Here is a 23,380-nt window from a genome sequence, read left to right as displayed (position 1 = left end):
AGGGACGATGTCCCTTTGTGGGGAGCGGGGCAGAGCCCCGCAAATCCTCCCCATACAAGACCCTCTCTCAGGAAGGGGCCCTGTTCCGTATCAGTCGAGTCTGACGGAAGGACGGACAAGGGAGTCCACCCAGTCCGAGAAGCAGGACATCAGGCCACGGGTAAGTCCGTACAGTTCAATCTGATGCTGACGGTAGAGCGCCAGATGACCCAGACGGGCGGACAGGCCGTGGAAAATGCCGCCGCCAAAGACGGTGCCACCCGGTAGCGTGCCCCATCCATTGTAATTGCCGAGAGCGACAATCGCGCCCTTGTTGTTGAACACGCAGGACGGGATTTCCCGCTTGTCACGCAGCCATGCCGGCAGATGACGCGCCAGATGGTGCGCCTGCTGACGGGCGACCTGCGCGGTCGGGGGAAGCGGATCGTTCACGATGTAGCTGCAATCGCCCATGGCGAAGATCGCCGGATCGTCGACGGTCTGCAGATTGGGGTTGATCAGGATCTGACCGGAACGGCTGAGCGACAGGCCGCCGAAACCGCTGGTCACTTCCGGAGCCTTCACACCGGCAGCCCAGACCCGGAGGGTGGCTGGCACGTGGCTGCCGTCTTTCAGGCTGAAACCGTTTTCATCAGCGCCGGACACCATCGCCGAAGTGCGGACTTTCACGCCGATGCGCTCCAGTTCCTTCTGGGCGGCCTCGGAAACAGCTTCCGGGAAGGCTGGCAGGATACGGGGACCGGCTTCCAGCAGCGTGATGTTCAGGGCAGGGGGTGTCTGGGAGAAACTGTGCAGCCCGACCAGCTCCAGCGCCTTGTGCAGTTCCGCGGCAAGCTGGGTTCCCGTGGCGCCGCCGCCGACGATGGCGATGTCGAGCGCGCCGTCGCCTGCATAGGCGCGGAGCAGCTCCATGCGGAACTTTTCGTTGAAGCCGTTGGCCTCGACAAGATTGTCGATGAACAGGCAGTGCTCGGAAACGCCGGGCGTGCCGAAATCATTGGCGCAACTGCCGATGGACAGGATCAGCGCGTCATATTCGACGGTGCGGCCTTCCAGAACCACAGCGCCGTCGGAGCTATGGAGCGGGCCGAGAACAGCCTCCCGCTTGTCGCGGTCTACACCGATGACCTCGCCGGGCCAGAATTCGAAATGATGCTCGCTGGCCTGCGCCATGAAGCTGATGCGGTCATTCTCGTTCTGGGCCGTGCCTGCCGCGAAACAATGCAGCATCGGCTTCCAGACGTGAGAGAAACTTTTGTCGATCAGGGTGATCCGCGCCTGCCCCTGTTTGCCGAGCGAATTGCCCAGACGGGTTGCCAGCGCCAGACCCGCGACGCCACCGCCAACGATCAGGATTTCGGATTTTTTACTCATGACTCTTTCCTGTACTCGCTGTGGAACGTCGGATAAAGGGTGTAGGCGAGGGAAAGCGCGCAGACACGCTTCCCCTCTGCTGTATCAGAAGAAACCAAGCTTCTTCTCGGAGTAGCTGGTGAGAATGTTCTTCGTCTGCTGATAATGTTCAAGAACCATCTTGTGAGTTTCACGTCCGATGCCGGACTTTTTATAACCGCCGAACGCAGCGCCCGCCGGATACACATGATAGCAGTTCACCCAGACGCGACCGGCTTCAAGGCCTTTGGCGGTGCGGTGACAGATGTTTCCGTTACGCGACCAGACGCCTGAACCCAGACCGAACTCGGTGTCGTTGGCGATCGCGAGCGCCTCGGCTTCATCCTTGAAGGTCGTGACAGCCAGAACCGGGCCAAAGATTTCCTCGCGGAAAATGCGCATGTTTCTGTCGCCACGGAACACGGTCGGCTCAACGTAGAAGCCGTCCTTGAAGGCGTTGCCCAGATCAGGCTTGGAACCGCCAGCCAGAAGCTGCGCCTTGTCCTGGTCGCGTCCGATGTCGATGTATTCCAGAATCTTGTTCTGTTGCATCAGCGAGTTCTGGGCGCCCATCATCGTGGTGGGATCAAGCGGATTGCCCTGCTTGATGGCCTTCACGCGCGGGATGACGCGTTCGATGAACTTCTCGTAGATGGATTCCTGAACCAGCGCACGGCTCGGGCAGGAGCAGATCTGACCCTGATTGAGCGCGAACAGGGTGAAGCCTTCCAGCGCCTTGTCGAGATAGTCGTCGTCATGATCCATGACGTCGGCGAAGAAGATGTTCGGTGACTTGCCACCCAGTTCCAGCGTGGCCGGGATCAGGTTTTCAGCAGCGGCGTGCGCGATCATCTTGCCGGTCGGTGTCGAACCGGTGAAGGCGATCTTGGCGATACGGGTGCTGTTGGACAGCGCCGCGCCGACATCACGGCCCAGACCGTTGACAATGTTCAGCGTTCCAGGCGGGAACAGGTCACCGATGAGCTCCATCAGCACCAGCATGCTGGCCGGTGTCGTTTCGGCGGGCTTCATGACGACGCAGTTGCCTGCGGCCAGAGCCGGAGCCAGTTTCCATGAACCCATCAGCAGCGGGAAGTTCCAGGGGATGATCTGACCGACCACACCAAGCGGCTCGTGGAAGTGATAGGCGACCGTATCTTCATTGATATCGGTGATGCCGCCTTCCTGAGCGCGGATACATCCGGCGAAGTAACGGAAATGATCGATCGCCAGCGGGATGTCGGCGTTCATCGTTTCACGGATCGGCTTGCCGTTATCCCAGGTCTCGGCGCGCGCCAGAAGCTCCAGATTGGCCTCCATGCGATCGGCGACCTTGAGGAGGACGTTGGAGCGATCGGTGATGGAGGTGCGGGCCCAGCCTTTGAACGCCTTGTGAGCGGCATCCAGAGCCAGTTCGACATCTTCCGCCGTGGACTGCGGCACTTCGCACAGCGTGCGTCCGTCCACGGGTGAAATGTTCTTCATGTATTCGCCCTTTACGGGCGCTTTCCACTCACCGCCGATATAATTACCGTAACGGGATTTGAAAGGGGGTTCCTGGTTAACCGACATGGGTAAACTCCGTATGTCTGGTGTGCTGCCTGGGGAAGCGACGGCAGAAATGTAATCAGGACTGCTTTGGTCTTGATAACTGTATACCGAGATATATGGACGAGGGTGACACAGCAACGTGCCGACGGGTAACATAATTGTGATTGGTGACACTCAGTGTCATTATGTTGACAATAAATATTGTTTTATATCAATATGATATGTGAAATATTTCTGTGATCCAGAAAATTTTCTGAAGTGATGTCATATCAGTCGCCCTCTTTGCGAAAGACGAGTCTCAATCGTCCTGACCGGTAGAAAGCGCCTGTCTGAAGGAAGAAACAGCGTGTCCCGGAGCGCCCGTTCACGCGTTCCCGACAAGCCGAGCGCCTCTATCCGGAGATGGGGCAGAACGACTATTCCGTGTCGCTTCCACTCGTGTCATTCTGTTTCCGTTATCTTTTGCGGGAGCGACGTACATGGACACAGTCTCCGCCATCCAGTCCGCAGGTCTGCCACGACACTGCACCTTTGATGCCTCTGACTGGACTATTCTGGCAGCCTGCTGGCATCCCGTGGCTCTCTCACGCGAACTGACACACAGCGCGCCTCTTGGTGTGACCCTGCTGGATGCGCCGCTGGTGCTCTATCGCAGCGGACACGCCATTGTCGTCGCGGACGATCTCTGTCCCCATCGCGGCGTTCCGCTCAGCATGGGAAAATGCAGGGGCGATACGCTGGCCTGCGCCTATCACGGTTTTGAGTTCGGCGCGGCGGGTCGGTGTGTGCATGTTCCGGCTCACCCGGACAGCGCTATTCCCAAAAAGCTGAATCTGCGTACCTATCCAGCGGTTGAGCGCTATGGGCTGATCTGGATCTGCCTGCGTCCGGATGGAAGTGAACTGAAGATTGCGGACATGCCCCACTGGGATGATCCGACCTATCAGCAGATCACCTGTCCATGGATCGATATTGCAGGGTTCGCTGGACGGCAGGTGGAAGGCTTCATCGATGTTGCGCACTTCGCTTTCGTGCACACGGCGACATTCGCAGATCCTGAAAATCCTGTTGTGCCGAGCTACATGCCCAAAAGAACGTCCTATGGGTTTGAAGCGGAATATCGCAGTTCAGTCGCCAATTACCCGCATGAAATAGAAAATACGGCCCCGGAGGGATTTGAGTGGCTGCGTCATTTCCGGGTGCATGTGCCGTTCACGGCCACTCTGGAAATCCACTTTCCGAACGAGGAGCGGCTGGTTATCATGAACGCCGCCTCGCCAGTGTCGGCGCGCATGACGCGGATGTTCGCGCCGATCTGCCGTAATTTCGATACGAATGGCGATGTCGAGGCCGTTTACGAGTTCAATCGGCGGGTGTTTGAAGAGGATCGTGCGCTGGTGGAGGCGCAGAAACCCGAAAACCTGCCGCTGGACCCGACGCTGGAAGCGCACGTCATGGCGGATCGGAGTTCGATTGCCTATCGCCGGGCGCTACGGGATATGGGGCTGAGTCACTTCTTCACAGCGTGAAGAAGGATTTTTTGCATCGCAAATCGTCGGGTCACGGGGCAAAGTCCCGTAAAGCGATTCCGATTTTGATGGGCTGCCAGTTCTGATTGCCCGTCATACCCTGTTCGGAGTCGTTATTTCTTCTTGCGATCCAGCATCCGTGTAATGGAGCGTTGCACGGAAAGACGCTCTCCGACATCGAGGCTGCGATAGAGCCGCAACAGATCAATCTCATCGATCGTCAGTTGCACGACGGCTTCCTGCGTGGCCATCCCTGTCAGAAAGACCTCCACAGGAACCTGGAACAGTTCAGCAAGGCGTGGGAGATATTCCTTTACGCGCCCGTCCCGGTCCGTCTCCCAGTGAGCGATCGCGCTGCGTGAAAGCCCCAAAGCCTCAGCGACTCCCACCTGAGTCATTCCGGCATAGTGCCGCAATGCTCTGATCCGCTGTCCTAAAGTTTCCTGACTGCCCAAACGTGCTCCGAGGGCAGAGGGCGCCTTTGTCATTGATTTGCTTATCCCGAAAAAGCGCCAGAATTACGCGCCTGACCAGATAAAACTCAGATATATGCAGAGAGTTCCGGGCAGGAGCAGACCAGATTGCGATCACCGTAAGCGTTGTCGATACGTCCAACCGGTGGCCAGTATTTCGTTGCAGGAGCGACGCCAGCAGGGAAGCATCCTTCCGCACGCTCATAAGGCCGATTCCATTCGGTTACGGCCAGATCACGCGCTGTATGGGGCGCATGACGCAAAGCCGAAGCCTCGACAGCGATCTTTCCGTTCTCGATCTGCCGGATTTCCTCACGGATCGTCAGCATCGCATCGCAGAACCGGTCCAGTTCGTGTTTGCCTTCAGATTCCGTCGGTTCGATCATGAACGTGCCGGGAACCGGAAAACTCACTGTCGGCGCATGGAAGCCGAAATCCACCAGACGCTTGGCGATGTCATCCACCGTCACGCCCGTCGCATCCTTGATCGGACGCAGATCGACGATGCACTCATGTGCGACACGCCCGTTCGCGCCGCGATACAGGATGGGGTAGGCGTCGGAAAGGCGCGCCACGATGTAGTTCGAATTCAGGATGGCGAGAGTGGTTGCGCGCGCCAGTCCTTCATCGCCCATCAGGCGGATATAGGCCCATGAGATCGGCAGGATGGAAGCCGAGCCGAACGGAGCGGCGGATACGGCATGGGCCTCGCCCTGTTCCGGACGTCCCGGCAGGAAGGGGGCAAGATGCTCACGCACACCGATCGGTCCCATGCCCGGACCACCGCCGCCATGCGGAATGCAGAAGGTTTTGTGCAGGTTGAAGTGGCTGACATCCGCGCCGTATTTGCCCGGCTGCGACAGGCCGACCTGCGCGTTCATGTTCGCGCCGTCGAGATAGACCTGACCGCCCGCCTCATGCACCAGCGCGCAGATATCGCGCACGGACTCTTCAAACACGCCGTGCGTGGAAGGGTAGGTGATCATGATCGCCGCCAGCGTGTCGGCGTGCTGCGCGATCTTGGTTTTCAGGTCGTCCATATCGACGTTGCCCTCATCATCGCATTTCACGACGACGACCTTCATGCCCGCCATCTGGGCGGACGCCGGATTAGTGCCGTGAGCGGAGGCCGGGATCAGACAGACATCGCGCTGCTCCTGACCGCGTGCGCGATGGTAGCCGCGAATGGCCAGCAGTCCGGCATATTCGCCCTGTGCGCCGGAGTTCGGCTGTAGAGAGACCGCATCATATCCACTGATGGCGCAGAGCCATGACTGAAGATCACGGAACAGTTCGGCATAACCTTCCGTCTGGTCGGCTGGCGCGAAGGGATGCAGATCACAGAAGCCGGGCCATGTGATCGGTGTCATCTCGACCGTGGCGTTCAGCTTCATCGTGCAGGAGCCGAGCGGGATCATCGTGCGGTCCAGCGCCAGATCCTTGTCGGCGAGGCGACGCAGATAGCGCAGCATGTCCGTCTCGGAACGGTAGGATGAGAAGACAGCCTGCTGCAGAAACGGCTTTTCACGGCACAGATCGTCGGGAATGTCGGAGGACAGCCCCGGCGCCGGGTCCGCCGCCGCAGCGAGGGCTTCCGTCGGACAATCCGGATCAAAGCAGCGCCAGACAGCCTCAATCACTTCCGGCGTGGTGGTCTCGTCAAGGGAGAGACCGATCACACCGTCTCCCACGCGACGGAAGTTCATGCCTTCAGCAACGGCGCGCTGGTGAATCTCTTCGGATTTTTCAGGAGCAACACGGACAGTCAGTGTGTCGAACACGGCTGTTGTCGCCACATCGACCCCGAGCGCACGCAGGCCGGAGGCCAGAGCCGCTGTCAGTCCCGCAACGCGTTCCGCGATGGCCTTCAGACCTTCCGGGCCGTGATAGACGGCATACATGGCGGCGATATTGGCGAGCAGAACCTGCGCCGTGCAGATATTGGATGTCGCTTTCTCGCGGCGGATATGCTGTTCGCGGGTCTGAAGCGCCAGACGGTAGGCAGGCTGTCCCGCAGCATCCACCGACACGCCGACCAGACGGCCGGGCATGCTGCGTTTGTAGGCGTCACGTACCGCCATGTAAGCCGCGTGCGGACCGCCGAAGCCCATAGGCACGCCGAAGCGCTGCATGGAGCCGATGGCGATATCCGCCCCGAGCTCACCGGGTGATTTCAGGAGGGTGAGCGCCAGAGGATCGGCCGCCATGACGGCAATTGCGCCTGCATCGTGCAGGGCTGTGATGGCCTCGCTCGGATCGCGCACCGCGCCGGACGTGCCGGGATAGGAAAACAGCGCCCCGAACACAGTGGACGCATCCAGATCACGCTCGGGATTTCCAACGATAATCTCGAAACCGAACGGCTCCGCACGGGTCCGCAGGACGGCCAGTGTCTGAGGATGCGTATCGGCATCGACGAAGAATACGTTCGACCTGTTCTTCGCCACGCGCCTAGCCAGCGCCATGGCTTCCGCCACCGCCGTCGCTTCATCCAGCAGGGAAGCGTTGGCGATGTCGAGTCCGGTCAGTTCCGTCACCAGCGTCTGGAAGTTCAGCAGCGCTTCCAGACGGCCCTGACTGATTTCCGGCTGATACGGCGTATAGGCTGTGTACCACGCAGGATTTTCCAGAATGTTCCGCTGGATCACTCCCGGCAGCACCGTGCCGTAATAGCCCTGACCGATCAGGGAGGTCATGACCCTGTTGCGTCCGGCGATCTCGCGCAGACGCGCCAGCACTTCGACTTCCGACCAGCCACGCCCGATCCCCATCGGCTCTTTCGAACGGATGGAGGCCGGCACTGTTTCTTCACGCAGCGCTTCTTCGCTGGAAGCGCCGACGGCCTCCAGCATGGCCGTGATTTCAGCTTCGCGTGGACCGATATGACGGGAAGCAAAAGCGTCGGAAGGCGGCAGAAGGCTGGACCAGGATGGCACGGATCGTCCCCGTATCAGAAAGAAGGTTTCACAACGTAGCTTGAAGAGGCCGTTCGGAGTCAGCCGATCAGCTTGGCGTAGGCATCGGCGTCCATCAGGTCCGCAAGCTGAGCCTTGTTTGTCAGCGTCATCTTCAGCATCCAGCCATTGCCTTCCGGATCGCTGCTGATCAGTTCAGGATTGTTCGCAAGATCCGGGTTGCCTTCGACGATCACGCCATCGACGGGTGCGTACACATCGGACGCCGCCTTGACGGATTCCACAACGGCGACGGAATCCCCCTGCTGAAGATCGTTGGCCGAGACGTTCAGTTCGAAAAATACGATTTCACCCAGTTCACTGGCGGCATGTTTCGTGATGCCGACAACCGCGACATCGCCTTCAACGCGCAGCCATTCGTGCTCTTTTGTAAAGTAAAGCGTCATCCCACCCTCTCCACGTTCTCTGAGCGTCCATTGCTTCAGAGATGAAAATCTTTTTGCCTGTCAGGACGAAAACCTGAGCCGCACGACAGGGCTCAGCGTTTGAAACCCGCTGGCACGAACGGCATGGCGGCCACCGTCACCGGAATGCGACGGCCGCGCAGTTCAGCGAAAACTTTCGTGCCCACCGGTGTAAAAGCTGTTTCGACATAGCCCATGGCGACAGGAGCCTGCAGCGTCGGCCCAAAGGCGCCGGACGTGACAACGCCAATAGGGGTGCCGCCTTCGCCCTCTGCGAACAGTTCGGCGCCATGCCTGACAGGGGCGCGGCCTTCGGCCAGCAGTCCGACGCGCCGGCGGCTTGTGCCATGCTCAAGCTGCGCCAGAATCAGATCGGCTCCGGGGAAACCGCCTGCGCGTGCGCCGCCGTTGCGACGGGCTTTCTGGATCGCCCATTCCAGCGCACCTTCCACGGGCGATGTCGTCTCGTCTAGGTCAGAGCCGTAGAGGCAGAGACCGCCTTCAAGCCGCAGGCTGTCACGAGCGCCAAGGCCGATCGGTTTTACTTCCGGCTGGGCCAGCAGACTTCTTGCAACCTGTTCGACCCTGTCTGCTGGAACACTGATTTCAAAGCCATCTTCGCCCGTGTAGCCGGAGCGTGTGACGATTGCTTCAACGCCATCCAGAGTGACCGCTTTTGCGTCCATGAATTTCATGGTCGTCACGTCCGGAGCAATCCGTGCCAGCGCCGCCTCAGCTTCCGGCCCCTGCAACGCCAGAAGCGCCCGGTCTTCCAGTGGTTCAACCGTGCAGTCTGAGGACAGTTCGCGCTGCATCAGGGCGATGTCCTGAGCCTTGCAGGCTGCGTTGACGACAACAAGAAACCACGATCCCATGTTGACGATCATAAGATCATCAAGGATTCCGCCTGTTTCATTTGTCAGAAAGCCGTAGCGTTGGCGTCCGGGTTTCAGGCCCAGAACATCAACAGGCACGATCCGTTCCAGCGCGAGCGCCACCCGGTTCATATCGCCATCGATGGGGCGGAGCGCGACCTGTCCCATGTGAGAGACATCAAACAACCCGGCATGAGCGCGGGTGTGCTGGTGCTCCGCCATGATGCCGTCGGCATACTGCAACGGCATGGCGTAACCGGCGAACGGCACCATTCTGGCGCCGCATTCTTCATGCAGGGAAAAGAGGGGTGTCTGCAGAAGCGTTTCGCTCATGGAAGCACCTTGGAGACACGGAAGAAAACTGCTGCATACGACATAAGAACGCTCCCACTTCCGGATGCCCGGTTCGGTTCAGCGCCCCTTCTGTCCGTTTGCCTGAGATCGCTATCCCGTCGGCGGGCGCTCGAAGCGCCACTCTCCAGAATGTTGTGTCACAGGGTCCTTCTGCCTGAGAGTTTCCAGGGCGGTTGCTCCTTCGGCGCCGGTCAAGAAACCGGTCTCTCCCACTGTGATGTCTGATCATCTCGCATTCCGGCCTGTCGCTGTCAAACAAATCCTGACGATTGGACAACAGTTTCGGCAGCAGGGAACGGGCGGGAGGTGAATGCGATTTTCTTGCAATCTGTTCAATTGAAGATCGACAGAGGAGCAGGCGGTCAGGCTCACTGGGAAGGTCGCATCGGGGCGGAGAGGGTTCAGCAGAGACTGTCGATCCAGAGTATTGATGAGAATATATTTTCCAGTTTTGCAAACCATTCTGGCCGGTTATGTGATGCCTTGAAAGTGTCATTAAAAATAAAGCAGAATTTTCTTGCGTGTGAAGAATAAACGCCTTATCCACCGCGCTTCCTAGCCCAAGGGGGCAATATTGCCCAACAGGCTGTCTACTGGTTTTGGGGTACGTCATGAACGCACTTGCTCAACTGGGGATGGTCTCGGAACTCCCGAGAAATAACCAGACTGTCGCTAACGCTGAGTCCTGTGAGGACGAGCGCAAGGATTACTTCGTCGAACGCGACGGCGAGAAATTTGCAGGCACGCATCTGCTTGTGGATTTGTGGGAGGCTACAAACCTCGACGATCCGGCAAAGATCGATGCTACGCTGTGTGAAGCTGCTCTCGCAGCCGGGGCTACAATCCTGCACAGTCATTTCCACCACTTTTCTCCGAATGGTGGTGTGTCGGGTGTGGTGGTGCTGGCGGAAAGCCATATCTCCATCCATACGTGGCCGGAGCGCAATTTTGCGGCTGTGGACATCTTCATGTGCGGTGAATGTGATCCGCACCTGTCCATTCCCGTGATGCAGCGCCTGTTTCAGGCCGGACGTGTGCTGGTTGACGAGCAGCGTCGGGGTCGCGTTCCGGTCTGATCCAGACCGGAAATATCATTCATATTTTCAGCTGCAATATTGTTCTGCTCAGACCGTAAGGTCTGGGCGGGTCATTTGCGGCTGTCATGAATCTATGGAGGCTGCATGTCTGAGCAGTGGCTGAACGAAGAACTGTACGAGAGCTGGGGACAGAGATTCCGGGTTCGCAAAGAGCTGGCCCGTGTCAAAAGTCCGTTCCAGGACATCGTCGTTTTTGAAAGTGATTCCCACGGCCGCGTGCTCATGCTCGACGGTGTGGTGCAGATCACGGAAGCGGACGAGTTCGTCTATCAGGAAATGCTGACGCATGTTCCGCTGTTCACGCATCCCGATCCGCGTCGGGTGCTGATCATCGGTGCGGGCGATGGCGGCGTTCTGCGGCGTGTGCTTGAGCACAGGGCTGTGGAGAAGGCCGTCATGGTGGAAATCGACGGTGCGGTCATTGAGCTGTCCAAGCAGCACCTGCCGAAGATTGCCGGTGATGCATGGAATGACGCTCGTGCGGAAGTGATCGTCGGGGACGGTATCGCTTACGTGGCGGAAGCCCCCGATGCCTCATTTGATGTCATCATTGTCGACAGCACTGATCCGATTGGCGTGGGCGAAGTACTGTTCACCGATTCCTTCTACGAGCATTGCGCCCGTATTCTCGGGCCGAACGGCCTGATCGTGAATCAGTGTGGTGTGCCGTTCATGCAGGCGGATGAACTGTATGAGACGAGTCTTCGTCGGGCGAAGTTCTTCCCGCAGGTCTCCGCCTACGTCGCGGCTGTGCCGACGTATGTGGGTGGATTCATGACGCTGGGTATCGCTTCCAAAGGCGTCGATCCGACAAAGCAGGATGTGGCTTCAGTAAAAGCACGTGCCGAGCAGGCGGGTGTTCTGGGTAATACACAGTATTGGACGCCCCAGATTCACGTGGGCTCCTTCAATCTGCCACCTTACATTGCAAAGCATCTTCCTTCCGGAAACTGAGGCTTTTCACTCAGGATAGCCATTCCGCATTCCGGAGTGGCCTGTCCTATCTGTTCTCAGGATAAAATTTTGGCACGACTCTCTATTGCGATGCGTGATGGGGAGGAGGCCTTCTAGTCATGCCACCCGAGGTGCATGTGCCTGATGGTGTGACGCTTCCTGTGGGCGGTCTGGCGGCGTCCTGACCAAGGCAGACGCGTGATCTGTCGTGTTTCTGCGGGGTTAGACCCGTCAGCATTTCTCCCGGCGATACATTTTTGCGAATCATGTTGGCTAGCCGATCGAGGTTGGGCACGACTCGATCCGTGTTCGGGGAATCGCAGGTGAGCCTGTTTTTGCAGGCTCATGAAGACGGGGCGAGGGCCGTTTTCTCTAGTGCGGACGGCATAAAGACGCGGGAAGTGATGATGGTGTTGGGCTGAGATCCAGCTTCATCTGAAATGTTCAGGTCAGTCAGACAAATCCTCATGCTCCGGAGTGCAGAGATTGCGGAAGAGGAGAACGGAAGGGGAACTTTTGGCGTGATGTGGCAAACGAAGATGCGGAGCTTTTGGTCGTAAAAACACGATGTGAAAATTGAAGTAGTTTAGTAAATGTGTTTTTATGTATTTATGATGTTTTGAAATGAATTTTAATTATTTATATGTATAAATATCTTTGCCTGTAAATAAATAATACAACGAATTTTAACTATTTTTATTTTTTTTGTGATGACTATTCTTTGTTTTTATTTTATATGAATTTTTGTGTATTTTTAAATACACCTTATTCAATTTAAAGAGCGGTCAGGTGACCTTGTTTGTCACGCTTTTTTTTTGGTCGTCTCATCTTCTTTTTTGTTGCCTACCTGTCTTTCTTTTAATACAAGGGCCATAGACAGAATACTGCCTACGTGAGTTGCTGCGACGGGTCATGTGGGTGCAACAAAGGAACTGACGTATGGCATTGATCACCGTTCAGGGTGCATCTGCAGGGGCGCATGTAGTCGTCACCGTTGATGGGGCTCTCACTGACCAGCTCGCTACTCTGGTCACAGATTTCAGCAATACGCTTACCGGAGAGATCGGTGGGGTTGACGGTGTCAATCTTGTTCCGGGTTCAACGGCTTTCACAGGCAACGGAGTGGGCTACGGCGTCGCTACCGTCGCAGGTTCCTACTCGGTAACGGGTGGCGTTGGCGCGATCGTTTTCGGTGGTGCAGTCGGATCGGGCGTCCCCAGTGTTCACACGCAGATTGACGCGTCCGGTGTGACTTCCAGCTTTGTGAGCGTCGAAGGCGGCACGACCGGCGGTGTTCAGTTTCAGGCTGGCAGCTCGGCTGGTCTTTTCGTCGCTGGCGCAGGCAACAATGCCTTCACGGGTGATCAGCTTTCCAATGCTGGCAACTGGATGGTGTTCGCGGGTTCCGGCAACGACACGGTTATCGCAGGTGCAGGTCAGAACACGATCAACGCTGGTGCCGGTGATAACTTTGTCAACGTCAGCAATGGCACAAACACGGTTTATTCCTACGGCCATGACACCATTTATGGTGGTGACTGCGCCAGCAATCAGACAGTTTCGCTTTATGGCGGCAGCTCCTTTGTAACGGTTGGCAAGGACTCCTACGTCGAAAATGTTGCTGGCGCAGGTAGCGACAACTCGATCACAGTTGGTGGCGGTTCCACCGTTGTTGGCGGTACCGACGACAAAATCTCTCTGAATGGTGGTATTTCCACGGTTCTTACGGGCGTGGGCGATACGATCTCTGCAAGCGGCGATGCCTGGGTGCAGTATGCTGTCAATGCTGATGTCAGTGTTGCTGGCTCTCTGACCTTCGTCGGCGGTTATGGCACAAGCACCATTACAGCAGGACAGAGCACGATCTTCGGTGCCGACTCGATGAATGTCATCGTGAATGGCACGGGTTCGGGTCAAACGCTGTTCTCTGGTGGCACGGGTAACGAAACTCTGAATGCTGCTGGTTCGACTAACGGTGTCGCGGCGTTCGGTAATAATGCGGGCACGACAGGCACGCAGGTGTTTATCGGTGGCACAGGTGCCGATACTCTCGTCGCCGGTGTTGGTGACGCGACGATGACCGGCGGTTCTGGTGCATCTAACATCTTTGCTTTCCGTGATGGTATTGCTGGCGGCAACTATGTTATCACTGACTTCAACTCTGCTGCTGGTAACACTGTTGCCCTGTATCAGTATTCGAATACTGAACTGCAGAATGCGCTGGCAGATCAGACGAACCAGAGTGGCTCCACGACCCTTAAGCTGGATGATGGCACAACCATTCTGTTCCAGAATGTTACCAGCCTGAATTCAGGTGATTTCCAGATCTGGTAAGTTTCAGATTTTGAAAATGAAACCGGACCTGAAAGGGTCCGGTTTTTTTTTATTCAAATCCTGGATTTACTGCTAACGGCATTTGTTTTTGAAAGGCTATGAAGTGTGCTGATAAGCATGCGATATGCTACCTGTCAGAGGCGGCATAAAATGTTAAAACTGATTAACCTTTGACGTCTTACAAGAAAGAGACCGCATTATCGTGACTGAAAAGCTCCCTCGAGAAATTCTCGAAAAACGTCTTCGTCATGTCGAGTCGTTGCTGGAATGCTATAAAGGGGCAGCTTTTCTTCACAGTATAAGAGCTGATGTAAATGCACACGATGCAGCGCATGTGCGTCATCTTCTCTTTGGATGGAATAAAAGCCGTTTATCCCGTGTAGGGCGTGTTCTTCGTGGTGGCTGGTTTCTCGTTAATGGACAGACCGCTGAAGGATGGCCCCTGAAGAAAGTTTTCCAGAGAGCACGGGAAATTGTGGAAAAAGATGGTGTCAGGAGCCTTTGCTATCGTGTGAAAAGGCGTCTGGATGCGCGCTTTCAGTCTCGGCCGAGGGTGAAAAAAAGGCTCAATAAAAATGAGACGGCATCATCGGCCAATAAAGAAAAGTTATTAAATCCGTATAGACAGCCGGTGCCGTCCGCACGAGATTTGGGCCTCACACCTAAAATATTGATTGTTGCCGAACTCAGTATCCCGCAATGCGCGAAATATCGGGTATGGCAAAGAAAAGAGGAACTGGAATTCCTCGGCTGGGAAGTTGAAGTTGTAAACTGGCACGATCCGCAGGGTGCCTTGTCGGCTATGCAGACAAGCTGGGAAGTTATTTTCTATCGTACCCCGGCGGTTTCAGTCATTCAGACGCTGATCAGGGAAGCAAAGCGCTTTGGTATTGCACCTTGGTGGGAAGTCGATGATCTTATTTTTGATCTCGAACTCTATGGCCAGAACAGTAACTTACTCTCTCTAAGTAAAGCAGAGCAGGAGGGCCTGCTTGAAGGGGCGAAGCTTTACCGGGAGTGTCTTCAGCTTTGCGGCAGGGGCATCGCCTCCACCCGTGTTCTCGGTGAAATCATGCAGCGGGCGGGTATCAAAGACGTCTGCATTATTGAAAATGCATTCGATGGTGAAACCCTGAGAATTGCGGACCAGTTGCTGGGAGCGGGGAACCTTCCGAGGAAAAACGATGACATCGTCATTGTTTATGGGTCGGGAACGCGCACACACGATCAGGACTTCGTGGAATGTGCGGCGGGGCTGGCCGCCGCCATGGATGCAGAGCCGCGATTGGTTCTGCAGATTATTGGCGAACTCACACTGCCTGATGAATTCCAGAGATTCGGTTCCCGCGTGGAATATCTGGAGGGACGTGATTATGCGGGTTACATGGCGGTTCTCGCCGCAGCGGATATAGCTATCGCACCGCTTGAGCCTTCAATTTTCAATGACGCCAAAAGCAATATCAAATTTCTTGAAGCCGCTATCCTTCAGTTGCCAGCGGTCTGTTCGCCCAGTGACACATTCCGTGTCGTGGTTGAGGACAATAAAAACGGTTTTCTTGCGAAAGACGAAACTGGCTGGAGAGATACACTTCTTGCGCTGGCTCGTGATGAAGCTCTCCGCGAACGCATCGGGCGGCAGGCCAGGCAGGATGTGCTGCTGCGCTACCGGCCTGAGGCGATAGCGCAACAGCAGGTTGCTACGCAGTTTCCATCGCCGGAGCGACGTAAAACGGATCGCCTGCGTGTCATGGCGGTCAACATATTCTTCAAGCCACGGTCTTTCGGTGGCGCTACTCTTGTGGCTGAAGAAATGGCGACGCATTTGTCAGCTCTTGAAACTGACGTCGCCATATTCACGTCCTATGAACAGATCCCCGAGCTGTTTTCGTCCTCTCTTCGCTATGAAATCGAAGGATTGCCTGTCGTCGGGTCGCCTTTGTCCACACACATCGACCCGATTGCAGGACTCGATAACCCCCGCTGTACAGCCCAGTTTATTTCATGGGTGAAAGCATTCCGGCCGGATGTCGTGCATTTTCATTCAATACAGGGACTGGGGCTGGGGATGCTGCAGGCCTGTCTGGAAGAGGGCGTGCCGTTTGTTGTGACGCTTCATGACGCATGGTGGCTGTGTGAACGACAGTTCATGGTCAAACCCAACGGACGTTATTGTTTCCAGCGCCACATTGATCTTAAGGTCTGTGGGGCGTGTCTGCCGGGTGCCATGCACCTCAAGGTGCGCCAGGACATGATGCTTTCGATGCTGAAAGAAGCCTCATTGCTTCTGGCCCCGAGCGAGTCCCATCGTGCTCTTTATCTGGCCAACGGTTTTGCCCCTGAACTGGTGAAAGTGAATAGAAACGGCTTCAGCTGGCCTAAAGTGGCGCATAAGCCACATCAGCCAAAGACGCCGCTTCGTTTTGGTTTTGTGGGCGGACAGGAAGCCGTGAAGGGTTTTCCATTGGTCCGTGAGGTGTTTGAGGGGCTGGAGAGCGCCGACTGGGAACTGGTTCTGATCGATAACACGCTTAATCTCGGCTTTGCGTCGATGGATGTTTCGGGCTGGAAAGTAAAAGGCAGGATCACCATTCAGCCAGCCTATGGCGATGCAACGCGTGATGCCTTCTTTAATTCCATCGATGTGCTGTTGTTCCCCTCTCAGTGGATGGAAAGTTACGGTCTGACGGTGCGTGAAGCTCTTGCCCGTGATGTCTGGGTCATTTCAACCGCGCCCGGTGGTCAGGCTGAAGATATCGTTGACGGCGTCAATGGTAACCTCATTCCGCTGGATGGTCGGCCAGAGCCTTTGAAGACAGCGGTGGAGGGGATTCTGGCGCGACCCGACATGCTGGACTCCTATGTGAATCCCATGAAAGGTGATCTGCCGAAATTTCGTGGGCAGGCAGAAGAACTGAAACAGTTTCTTCAGTCCGTGGTCCATTAGGCGCTTGTGCTGCCGGTTCTATGCGTCTGAAGACAGCGATGACGGGGAGGGAGTTTACTCTCCGTTGAGGGGTGCCCGATTACTCTAGGGTCATGCTTGATCTCGCTGAATTCTCCAATGATCCTTTGCTTGCACGCGAAACCCTGCTTGCCCGACTGAAAGTTGCCGGGACGGCAGGGGAGCAGGCGCAACTCCATTACCGCTTATGGGAAATGTGTCAGGCTTGTGGTGATGAGGCGGCTGCCCTGAGTCATCTCAAGGCTGCGATGCATCTGGACCCTGTCCAACGACCGGACAGATCTGACGAGGGCGCTGTGCGACGGATTGTCGTGCTGAATGTGCCCGGCACGTTTCAGGCCAATGCCCCTCTTGCCATGCTGCTGGATGACAGTACCGCCCTTTACACGATGTGGGTCTCAGGTGAGCCGGACAGACGCGAAGAGTTGGCGGAAAGAATAAGAAAACTGAAACCCGATGCGGTTGTCCTCGCAATGGGCGAGGATGCCCGTCAGACGGCTGCAATCCTTGAAGCGGAAGCTATTGGCAGGACTTCAGGAGTTCCCGTTCTGAATGGGGAAGAGCGCATCATGCAGATGGCGCGCTCAATGGTGCCGGAAATTCTGGAAAACATCCCGGGACTTTTAGTGCCGGCCTGCCGCGTGGTCTGCGCACCTTTTGATACGCTTCCCAGTTTCCCCTTGCTGGTAAGACCTGTTTCGTCCCATGCGGGAGACAGTCTGGCCCGTATTGATAATCGTGCGGACTTTGATCGCTATGTCCATGAAACGGGTGCGTCCGGGTCTTATTACGTGACCCAGTTCATTGATTATGTGAGTAAAGACGGACTCTACAGGAAGTACAGGGTCGTTTTCGTTGATGGTGTGCCGTATCCCGTTCACCTCGCTATCCATGATGACTGGGCTATCTGGTATTATAACGCGAAAATGGAGCAGTTTCCTGAGAGGCGGGCGGAAGAAGCGCGGTTCATGCTGGATATGACAGCCATTTTTCCATCTTCGGTGATGGAGGCGCTTTATGGGATTCCTCAGCGTATTGGACTGGATTATTTTGGACTGGATTTCGGTGTTCTGCAGGATGAAACGCTGGTCGTGTTTGAAGTAGAGACGGCCATGATCGTGCATGATCGCGATCCAGACGATATCTTTCCGTATAAAAGCGCCTGTATCACGCGGATCAGACAGGCTTTTGAGCGCATGATCGATAAACATGCGCATGCTGGTGTGCCTGTGGAAAAAGACACAACGTACAGCATGTCATGACCGGTTAAGAGGATCTTCCAGTAATGTGTTCGGCAAGATTATAGAACAGCCGACCTTTTAAGTTGATTTGTGGTCGGTTGGGGCGTGGAGGGTTCTGTTTCAGGTACTCTTCGATCCAACTCGTCTGGAAAACACTTTGTTCCGGAAGGGCGTCTTTCCAGTGCCTGACTGACGCAAGTCGAGAAACATTATCCCGCAGCAACTCGGTTTTGATGAAGGGCACGGCCTCGGTCTGTAGGAGATTCCGCCAGCGTAAATGCATTGCGTTAGTTTTTTTTATCGTTCTGGACAGGATGCTTTCTCTATCGCTCCAGGCGGCTGCTGTTCGCAGGTTCTCTGTCTGACAGGCAACCGCCAGTCCCATTTCGCCGTGCCAGATCAGTTCTTGCCGTGTCATATGCGTGAAATCCTGAAGAAGAACACGCTGGATGGCCGGGGCGTGAAAGCTGTGATGCTCGAAACAGACAAACCATGATTGGAGATGGGGCAGGACATCAAGAGATTCAACAACGCCCCAGACATCAGCTTCTCTCTGTTCCATGCGTGCAAACAGTTTTGAGAGCGATGAAAATGGGCCAAAGACACTGTCGTTAGCCAGTAAGATCCGGGAGGCCTGCTCGGCGCACCCCCATAGGATCAGGTCTTTCCATGCGCCAAAATCATGACCCGAGTTCGGACGGATCCAGGGTGTTATTGTGGTGCTCTGGCAGAAATCCAGAGTGTCGGCAGGGATATCCTCGCAGCCAGACAGAGCGAGATGTACGGTGAAGCCGCAGCGGGTCAGTTCGGATAAGTAATAAGCGGTATGGGGTGGGATATGTCCTGTCGGCTCGTATGAGGCAAAGAGGCAGATGGCGTCTGACACGAATATGATCCTCACACGAAAATGGCCGTCCAGCGGGTCTGATATCCATTATAAAACGTGACGTTCAAGCTACGCGATGAGCTTTTCTTTCGATTTTTTATGGCGAGTTGGCATTTTTCGGTATTTTTTTCTGGTTTCTTTAAAATGTCCACGCTAATAACCGCGTTATTGGCCAGTGGCGCGTTATGGACAGCAGTGATCCATGCCGCTGGTCTTGGTAAGCATCCCAGGAGCGTGAGTGGTCCATGAGTAAAGCTTTTATTGCTGCGGTCATCCAGGATTCGATCAATTGCACAGGGGTGGCCGCAAATAAGGCTGCTGCTGATCTTATGGATGCAATTGTGAAGGAACTGAAGCGGGACGGCGGGTTTACACTTCCGTCTTTCGGTACTTTTACGGTCAAGAAGACCAAGGCCCGCAAGGCCCTGAACCCGCGTACGGGTGAGCCGGTCAAGGTGAAGGCTGGCAAGACAGTGCGTTTCAAGGCAAGCCCGAACCTGAAGAAAGCTGTCTGAAGAAGGATTGGTATGACGGTTTAATCAACCGTCATACCGCTTTCTGGCTGGGGTGGGAGGGATCGAACCTCCGCATGGCGGAATCAAAATCCGCTGCCTTACCGCTTGGCTACACCCCATAAGCAGTTCGTGGAGATGTTCTAATCTGGCTCCACGCCTGCGTAAAGAGTGATTTTGTCTTATTTCCCGTCCTGAAAATCATTGAAACTGGCATCGCCAGCTTCAGACGTCAGGAGGTTTGACGTCTCGTCACCGCCGGTCTCAGACTTCAGGGCCACCGCATTGCGGAAAAGCCCCATTCTCTCGGCGCGGTCCAGACCGGACTCAAGAGCGATCATCGTCAGGCCGAGATCTTCGCTGTCATCTTTTTCCCATGAGCGAAGAGCGTAGGTCCACAAGGCGACAACGCCCTGGACCCGTAGAGCCCCTTCAATGCCACTGGTCTGTATGCCTGCCGCTCCGGCGATCCAGCGCATGCTGTCAACCGTGGCGCCTCCCAGAATGATCGTGACAAGAGGATCGAACGGCAGGGTCTTCAGGACGGAGAGCACGCCGGGACGATATTGCTGAAAAACGTCGAAGCGCCGCATCATCAGATCGAAGAGCATTTCCCGTGAGGTTCCGAGCGAACCATCGTCAATCAGCGCTGAACGATCCGCCAGTTGCCCCAGAAGCAGCAGCACAGACGTCTTGAACGGATAACGGCAGCGGACCTCCCCTACATCCAGACCGGCATGTCGGGCGATCTCGGGCATTGACAGGCTGCCCCAGCCCTTGCTGGCGGCGAGGGACATCGCGGCTTCAAGCAGGGTGGAGTCGAACTGGTCGTCTTCTTCTTCCATTGGCATGGGAAAGGCTCTTGATGTCGGAGAGGTTCAGGAAGCGAGTTCGCGAGCACGCCGGGCGGCGGCTGCGACGGCTTCGGGGATGGCGGACGGCCAGTTTGCCGGCGCGCTGAGCACGGCAAGGGCCGCAGCGGTAGTGCCGCCGGGACTGGTTACGCGACGGCGGAGCTCGGCGGCGTCTTCCGGGCTGTGATCGAGCAGGGCTCCAGCGCCGGAGACAGTCTTGCGGGCCAGTATGCGTGCGACATCAGCCGGTAGCCCAAGCCCGACAGCGGCTTCTTCCAGCAATTCGGCCAGCAGGAAGACATAGGCGGGGCCACTGCCGGAAATGGCTGTGACCGCGTTGATCTGATCTTCTTCGGAAACCCAGACGGTCGCGCCGACAGCCGAAAGCAGCCGGTCACAGAGTTTTTCCTGACGATCTGTAACGCCGGGCGCCCTGTAGAGCCCTGTCATGCCTTGCCCGATGGAGCAGGGCGTGTTGGGCATGGCGCGCACGACGGCAGGTGTTGCCTCCGGTGACTTGCCGCGAAGGCGCTCTGCGATCGAACCCGCGGTCAGGCCCGCCATGACGGACACGAAGACGGACCGCGCCGCGATATCGGGACGTAGCGTTGCGAGTTCTTCCATCACCGGGGCGGCTTTCTGCGGCTTGACCGCGAGAATCACCGCCTCAGGCATGAAATCTTCAGGGATTTTCGACAGTTCCCGCACGATGGTGTGCGGGGTAGCCACCGTGTCACGGTGACGATCCATGATGACGGAAGGCGCAAGACCGTTCTTGATCCAGGCTTCGAGGAGAGCCCCTCCCATCTGGCCGCATCCGACCAGAAGGAGGGGAGGGAGAGGCTCCGTCATCAGGCTTCGCCCATGCAGTCGAGCATGGCGGCTTCAAGCGCCTCGGCCGGAGCCTTGCCGCCCCAGAGCACGAACTGGAAAGCCGGGTAGAAGCGCTCACATTCTGTGATGGCGATATCCACCATGTCTTCCAGACTCTCCATGGAAGCCCCCGGAGCGCCACGCAGCAGAACGGCGTGGCGGAACATGGGCGTTCCGCTTTCGACATCGAGCGCGAAGTGACCGATCCAGAGCCGCTCATTGGCCAGGGCGATCAGTTCGAAGAGAGCCTTGCGCTGTGGTTCCGGCACTTTCAGGTCGAAGGTGCAGGTGAAATGCATGGCGCTGAGTTCGGCCGACCATGAGAAATAAAGACCGTAATCGCACCATTTGCCGGGTGCTTCGGCCGCCATCTCGGATGAATTGCGCCGGTCGAACGCCCATTCGTACCCACAGACGATCTGTTCCATCAGATCGATCGGGTTGGAGTTGGGAGTGGAGGTGGTCATCGTCAGAGCGGGCATGCAGGCCTCCCAAGCCATGAAACGCTTCTCCGTTACGGAGTGGTTTCGTCTGCGAATCAATGGCGAGCAGTCACCCGACTCGCCACACTGTTCAGCCTATGGACCCGTGCCGTTCCCGGCAAGATGAGCCGTGACTGTTTTTGTGACACTCCGACCTGTTATTTTCAGTTCGGAAAGGCGGTGCTGTCTCCGCTCCAGCCGGAACCCTGATCATCGTGACCGGTGTGCGTAGGCGCTGTGCTTGTTTCCTCAAGATCAGCGACACGTTTTTCCAGGGCGGCGATGCGCTGCTCGGCCTCTTCTCCGGCCATACGGGCGTTGGCGGCGAGTTCCTTGACGACTTCGAATTCCTCGCGGCGTACGACCTGTAACTGGCCGAGGACTTCATCGACGCGCGAGCGGACCAGCGCGTTGATCTCTTCCTTCACGCCGGCAAAGGCAGAGATCGCGCCGCCGGCAACGCCAGCAAGATCATCAAAAATACGCGGTCTGTCAGCCATTCCGGTGCTCCTCGGTGTGGCAGGGCCGTTCAGGCCAGCCCTGTTGTGAAGTCTTACTTATAAGCGTTGAAAGAGGATTAATCCAACCCACACCCTCTGTCCTCTGCGCACGCTCATCGTTATAAGGCTGAATTCATGATTATCGTCACCGGCGGCGCCGGATTCATCGGATCGTGTCTGGTTGCGGCGCTCTGTGCACGCGGGCTGGATATCGTGGTTGTCGATCGTCTCCGGGATGGAGAGAAGTGGCGCAATCTGCGCCGTCATATCCCTGTCCGCATCGTTGCGCCGGAAGACCTTGAGACGCTCCTGAATGACGATACCGTCAAGGCTGAAGCCGTCTTCCACATGGGGGCGATCAGCACGACAACGGCGCGTGACGGCGACCTCGTCTGGCGCACCAACGTCTCCCTCTCCGAGCGGCTCTGGTCATGGTGTGCGCAGCAGGGGGTGCGGTTCTTCTACGCGTCGTCTGCTGCGACTTATGGCGCGGCTGACGAGCCCTCGCTGTTTTCCGATGATCCGGCGCTGCTGTCCTCGCTTGAGCCCCTGAATCTGTATGGCTGGTCGAAACAGGCGTTCGATCTGAATGTGATGCGGTCTCTGGAACGGGGCATCGCCCGTCCTCCGCAATGGGCCGGTCTGAAATTCTTCAACGTCTACGGCCCCAACGAGTATCACAAGGGCAACATGATCTCGGTCGTGAAGGTGAAGTACGACGAGGTACGGCAGGGTCATCCAGCCCGCCTGTTCCGTTCGGATCGTGCCGACATCGCCGATGGCCAGCAGAAGCGCGATTTCATCTGGGTCGGTGACGTCGTGAAGGTCATGCTCTGGCTGTATGACAATCAGACCGTCAACGGCCTCTTCAACTGTGGCACAGGCGAGGCCCGGACCTATCTCGATCTGGCCAATGCCGTCTGTGACGCGGCGGGCGTGAAGCGGGCTGTCGAATATGTCGACATGCCGGACAGTCTGCGCGGGCAGTATCAGTCGTTCACGCAGGCGGATATGTCCCGATTGCGCGCCGCCGGTTATACGGCCTCCTTCACCAGTCTTGAGGACGGCGTTCACCAGTATGTCAGGGATCACCTCTCGAAGGCCGACCCCTACCTCTGACTTTTTCTTCATC

The 23,380-nt window shown here is 56.6% G+C and carries 19 protein-coding genes, 1 tRNA gene and 1 riboswitch; of the genes, 8 read left to right on the top strand and 12 right to left on the bottom strand.

Features of this window, described 5'->3' with window-relative positions:
- Nucleotides 1–90 precede the first annotated feature (90 nt).
- A complete protein-coding gene (locus GVI59_RS12170) occupies nucleotides 91–1,374 on the bottom strand; it encodes an NAD(P)/FAD-dependent oxidoreductase (RefSeq protein WP_173574482.1) in 1,284 nt (427 codons plus the stop codon).
- An 84-nt stretch (nucleotides 1,375–1,458) separates the two neighbouring features.
- Nucleotides 1,459–2,964, bottom strand: coding sequence for an aldehyde dehydrogenase family protein (locus tag GVI59_RS12165; RefSeq protein WP_173574481.1), 1,506 nt, complete (start codon nucleotides 2,962–2,964; stop codon nucleotides 1,459–1,461).
- Nucleotides 2,965–3,422: 458 nt separating this feature from the next.
- Here GVI59_RS12165 and GVI59_RS12160 point away from each other — a divergent pair, with 458 nt between their 5' ends.
- Nucleotides 3,423–4,472 (top strand): aromatic ring-hydroxylating dioxygenase subunit alpha, encoded by a 1,050-nt coding sequence (locus GVI59_RS12160; protein WP_173574480.1) that lies wholly within the window; start codon nucleotides 3,423–3,425, stop codon nucleotides 4,470–4,472.
- Between the two features lie 113 nt (nucleotides 4,473–4,585).
- On the opposite strand, the gene GVI59_RS12155 is transcribed toward GVI59_RS12160, so the two are convergent.
- From GVI59_RS12155 to gcvT, 4 genes are all read right to left on the bottom strand, one after another.
- Nucleotides 4,586–4,960 carry a helix-turn-helix transcriptional regulator gene (locus GVI59_RS12155; RefSeq protein ID WP_173574479.1) on the bottom strand — a complete coding sequence of 125 codons (375 nt, stop codon included), beginning with the start codon at nucleotides 4,958–4,960 and terminating at the stop codon, nucleotides 4,586–4,588.
- A gap of 53 nt (nucleotides 4,961–5,013) precedes the next feature.
- Nucleotides 5,014–7,881 carry an aminomethyl-transferring glycine dehydrogenase gene (gene gcvP / locus GVI59_RS12150; RefSeq protein ID WP_173574478.1) on the bottom strand — a complete coding sequence of 956 codons (2,868 nt, stop codon included), beginning with the start codon at nucleotides 7,879–7,881 and terminating at the stop codon, nucleotides 5,014–5,016.
- 59 nt (nucleotides 7,882–7,940) lie between these two features.
- Entirely contained in the window at nucleotides 7,941–8,306 is a 366-nt protein-coding gene (gcvH, locus tag GVI59_RS12145; RefSeq protein ID WP_173574477.1) for a glycine cleavage system protein GcvH, read from the bottom strand.
- A 92-nt stretch (nucleotides 8,307–8,398) separates the two neighbouring features.
- Nucleotides 8,399–9,532, bottom strand: coding sequence for a glycine cleavage system aminomethyltransferase GcvT (gcvT, locus tag GVI59_RS12140; RefSeq protein WP_173574476.1), 1,134 nt, complete (start codon nucleotides 9,530–9,532; stop codon nucleotides 8,399–8,401).
- A 153-nt stretch (nucleotides 9,533–9,685) separates the two neighbouring features.
- Nucleotides 9,686–9,776, bottom strand: a riboswitch (glycine riboswitch).
- Nucleotides 9,777–10,164: 388 nt separating this feature from the next.
- Between gcvT and speD the strand changes: the two genes are divergently transcribed.
- From speD to GVI59_RS12110, 5 genes are all read left to right on the top strand, one after another.
- Entirely contained in the window at nucleotides 10,165–10,629 is a 465-nt protein-coding gene (gene speD, locus GVI59_RS12130; RefSeq protein WP_173574474.1) for an adenosylmethionine decarboxylase, read from the top strand.
- Nucleotides 10,630–10,734: 105 nt separating this feature from the next.
- Nucleotides 10,735–11,604: a polyamine aminopropyltransferase gene (speE, locus tag GVI59_RS12125; protein ID WP_173574473.1), complete on the top strand. Its 870-nt coding sequence runs from the start codon at nucleotides 10,735–10,737 to the stop codon at nucleotides 11,602–11,604.
- A gap of 939 nt (nucleotides 11,605–12,543) precedes the next feature.
- The gene (locus GVI59_RS12120) at nucleotides 12,544–13,938 is read left to right on the top strand and encodes a beta strand repeat-containing protein (protein ID WP_173574472.1); all 1,395 of its coding nucleotides are present in this window, start codon (nucleotides 12,544–12,546) and stop codon (nucleotides 13,936–13,938) included.
- An 802-nt stretch (nucleotides 13,939–14,740) separates the two neighbouring features.
- The gene (locus GVI59_RS12115; RefSeq protein ID WP_173574532.1) at nucleotides 14,741–16,882 is read left to right on the top strand and encodes a glycosyltransferase; all 2,142 of its coding nucleotides are present in this window, start codon (nucleotides 14,741–14,743) and stop codon (nucleotides 16,880–16,882) included.
- A gap of 92 nt (nucleotides 16,883–16,974) precedes the next feature.
- A complete protein-coding gene (locus GVI59_RS12110) occupies nucleotides 16,975–18,162 on the top strand; it encodes an ATP-grasp domain-containing protein (protein ID WP_173574471.1) in 1,188 nt (395 codons plus the stop codon).
- A gap of 4 nt (nucleotides 18,163–18,166) precedes the next feature.
- On the opposite strand, the gene GVI59_RS12105 is transcribed toward GVI59_RS12110, so the two are convergent.
- Entirely contained in the window at nucleotides 18,167–19,027 is an 861-nt protein-coding gene (locus GVI59_RS12105) for a rhamnan synthesis F family protein (RefSeq protein WP_173574470.1), read from the bottom strand.
- 245 nt (nucleotides 19,028–19,272) lie between these two features.
- Between GVI59_RS12105 and GVI59_RS12100 the strand changes: the two genes are divergently transcribed.
- On the top strand, nucleotides 19,273–19,542 hold the full coding sequence (locus GVI59_RS12100) for an HU family DNA-binding protein (protein ID WP_010666022.1): 270 nt from the start codon (nucleotides 19,273–19,275) through the stop codon (nucleotides 19,540–19,542).
- Nucleotides 19,543–19,586: 44 nt separating this feature from the next.
- On the opposite strand, the gene GVI59_RS12095 is transcribed toward GVI59_RS12100, so the two are convergent.
- The 5 genes from GVI59_RS12095 to GVI59_RS12075 form a co-directional block, all read right to left on the bottom strand.
- A tRNA-Gln gene (locus GVI59_RS12095) sits at nucleotides 19,587–19,661 on the bottom strand.
- Nucleotides 19,662–19,721: 60 nt separating this feature from the next.
- A complete protein-coding gene (locus GVI59_RS12090; RefSeq protein ID WP_242013073.1) occupies nucleotides 19,722–20,390 on the bottom strand; it encodes a TetR/AcrR family transcriptional regulator in 669 nt (222 codons plus the stop codon).
- 27 nt (nucleotides 20,391–20,417) lie between these two features.
- Entirely contained in the window at nucleotides 20,418–21,245 is an 828-nt protein-coding gene (proC, locus tag GVI59_RS12085; protein ID WP_173574469.1) for a pyrroline-5-carboxylate reductase, read from the bottom strand.
- On the bottom strand, nucleotides 21,245–21,748 hold the full coding sequence (locus GVI59_RS12080; RefSeq protein WP_010666019.1) for a type III secretion system chaperone family protein: 504 nt from the start codon (nucleotides 21,746–21,748) through the stop codon (nucleotides 21,245–21,247). Before GVI59_RS12080 ends, proC begins: the two co-directional genes overlap by 1 nt.
- A 164-nt stretch (nucleotides 21,749–21,912) precedes the next feature.
- The gene (locus tag GVI59_RS12075) at nucleotides 21,913–22,248 is read right to left on the bottom strand and encodes an accessory factor UbiK family protein (RefSeq protein WP_173574468.1); all 336 of its coding nucleotides are present in this window, start codon (nucleotides 22,246–22,248) and stop codon (nucleotides 21,913–21,915) included.
- Between the two features lie 135 nt (nucleotides 22,249–22,383).
- Between GVI59_RS12075 and rfaD the strand changes: the two genes are divergently transcribed.
- Nucleotides 22,384–23,367 carry an ADP-glyceromanno-heptose 6-epimerase gene (rfaD, locus tag GVI59_RS12070; protein ID WP_173574467.1) on the top strand — a complete coding sequence of 328 codons (984 nt, stop codon included), beginning with the start codon at nucleotides 22,384–22,386 and terminating at the stop codon, nucleotides 23,365–23,367.
- Nucleotides 23,368–23,380 lie beyond the last annotated feature (13 nt).

This window comes from Acetobacter sicerae (assembly GCF_011516765.1).
Classification (GTDB): Bacteria; Pseudomonadota; Alphaproteobacteria; order Acetobacterales; family Acetobacteraceae; genus Acetobacter; species Acetobacter sicerae.
Note: the sequence above shows the minus strand (reverse complement) of the source record. Positions and strands in the feature narration are given on the sequence as shown.

Coding starts and splice junctions, on each gene's coding strand:
- GVI59_RS12170 (WP_173574482.1), bottom strand. CDS start 1,374: ATGAGTAAAAAATCCGAAATCCTGATCGTTGGCGGTGGCGTCGCGGGT.
- GVI59_RS12165 (WP_173574481.1), bottom strand. CDS start 2,964: ATGTCGGTTAACCAGGAACCCCCTTTCAAATCCCGTTACGGTAATTAT.
- GVI59_RS12160 (WP_173574480.1), top strand. CDS start 3,423: ATGGACACAGTCTCCGCCATCCAGTCCGCAGGTCTGCCACGACACTGC.
- GVI59_RS12155 (WP_173574479.1), bottom strand. CDS start 4,960: ATGACAAAGGCGCCCTCTGCCCTCGGAGCACGTTTGGGCAGTCAGGAA.
- gcvH (WP_173574477.1), bottom strand. CDS start 8,306: ATGACGCTTTACTTTACAAAAGAGCACGAATGGCTGCGCGTTGAAGGC.
- gcvT (WP_173574476.1), bottom strand. CDS start 9,532: ATGAGCGAAACGCTTCTGCAGACACCCCTCTTTTCCCTGCATGAAGAA.
- speD (WP_173574474.1), top strand. CDS start 10,165: ATGAACGCACTTGCTCAACTGGGGATGGTCTCGGAACTCCCGAGAAAT.
- speE (WP_173574473.1), top strand. CDS start 10,735: ATGTCTGAGCAGTGGCTGAACGAAGAACTGTACGAGAGCTGGGGACAG.
- GVI59_RS12120 (WP_173574472.1), top strand. CDS start 12,544: ATGGCATTGATCACCGTTCAGGGTGCATCTGCAGGGGCGCATGTAGTC.
- GVI59_RS12115 (WP_173574532.1), top strand. CDS start 14,741: ATGCAGACAAGCTGGGAAGTTATTTTCTATCGTACCCCGGCGGTTTCA.
- GVI59_RS12110 (WP_173574471.1), top strand. CDS start 16,975: ATGCTTGATCTCGCTGAATTCTCCAATGATCCTTTGCTTGCACGCGAA.
- GVI59_RS12100 (WP_010666022.1), top strand. CDS start 19,273: ATGAGTAAAGCTTTTATTGCTGCGGTCATCCAGGATTCGATCAATTGC.
- GVI59_RS12090 (WP_242013073.1), bottom strand. CDS start 20,390: ATGCCAATGGAAGAAGAAGACGACCAGTTCGACTCCACCCTGCTTGAA.
- proC (WP_173574469.1), bottom strand. CDS start 21,245: ATGACGGAGCCTCTCCCTCCCCTCCTTCTGGTCGGATGCGGCCAGATG.
- GVI59_RS12080 (WP_010666019.1), bottom strand. CDS start 21,748: ATGCCCGCTCTGACGATGACCACCTCCACTCCCAACTCCAACCCGATC.
- GVI59_RS12075 (WP_173574468.1), bottom strand. CDS start 22,248: ATGGCTGACAGACCGCGTATTTTTGATGATCTTGCTGGCGTTGCCGGC.
- rfaD (WP_173574467.1), top strand. CDS start 22,384: ATGATTATCGTCACCGGCGGCGCCGGATTCATCGGATCGTGTCTGGTT.